The sequence below is a fragment of the Anaerotignum faecicola genome, from assembly GCA_024460105.1.
Taxonomy (GTDB): domain Bacteria; phylum Bacillota; class Clostridia; order Lachnospirales; family Anaerotignaceae; genus JANFXS01.
The window spans coordinates 1-408 of the sequence record JANFXS010000458.1 but is presented as its reverse complement, the minus strand read 5'-3'; the positions used below and the strand labels follow the sequence as shown (position 1 = coordinate 408).

Here is a 408-nt window from a genome sequence, read left to right as displayed (position 1 = left end):
CCATGCGGCGGTTCTCTCCTTTGAGGCAGTGCTGCAGGATATGACAGGTGTGATTGCAAAAGACGAACTGGAAGCCACGGACATTGGCACGAAGCCGGAGGAAAGCCTGTTTTACAGGGACCTTCAGAGAACGCTGGCGGAGGCGGTGGAAGCGCTGGGAGATAAGGAACGGCTCGTCGTTTCACTCTATTACTATGAGGAACTGAAGTATTCGGAGATTGCCGAAATTATGGGGATCGGCCAGTCAAGAGTGTGCCAGATTCACACAAAAGCAATGAAAAAATTAAAGAGCAGTCTGGAAGAATATGTGAGAGGATAGGAAACCATATGTTTTCAGGATTTTATACGGCCGCCTCGGGCGTGCTGATGAACCAGAGGGCGCTTAACATTTCAGCCAATAATATCGCA

General features: G+C 49.3%; 1 protein-coding gene. It reads left to right on the top strand.

Annotated elements, in window-relative coordinates; translation table 11 throughout:
* Window positions 1–319 (top strand): sigma-70 family RNA polymerase sigma factor (locus tag NE664_14860; GenBank protein ID MCQ4727916.1); only part of this gene is annotated, 319 nt, incomplete at its 5' end.
* Window positions 320–408: the final 89 nt, after the last annotated feature.